The sequence below is a fragment of the Mesorhizobium sp. M2E.F.Ca.ET.209.01.1.1 genome, assembly GCF_004010375.2.
In the GTDB taxonomy this organism is placed as follows: Bacteria; Pseudomonadota; Alphaproteobacteria; order Rhizobiales; family Rhizobiaceae; genus Mesorhizobium.
Genome location: NZ_SADP02000871.1, coordinates 1 through 314, shown reverse-complemented (window position 1 = coordinate 314; position 314 = coordinate 1). Strand labels below are relative to the sequence as shown.

General features: G+C 63.4%; 1 protein-coding gene. It reads right to left on the bottom strand.

All coding sequences use genetic code 11. From position 1 onward, the window contains the following. Positions 1-314 (bottom strand): hypothetical protein (locus tag EN852_RS41465; RefSeq protein WP_189546591.1); only part of this gene is annotated, 314 nt, incomplete at both ends.

The window sequence follows — 314 nt, the reverse complement described above, 5'->3', positions numbered from 1 at the left end:
GCCTGGTCGGCGATCACCGTGCCGGTCTTCAGTTGGCCACCGTCGATAATCGTGCGCCCGTAGGAGCCGTCGAGAGCCTTGTCGCCCTTGTAGGTCGCCACCACGATTGCATCGTGGTCGAAAGCCACCAGCGGGTCGGTCGTGGCCGTCAGCACAGTGGCGTTCTTCGTGTAGCAGATGAAGAGCGTGCCGGTCGTCCAGGTGGCGTTGCCGGCTGCGATCGTGCGGGTGGCCGTGTTGCCGTCGTCGCCGGTATATCGCACGACACCACTGGTCCAGGAGACCTTGTTTGCGGAGGGGTTGTTGTAGTCGAA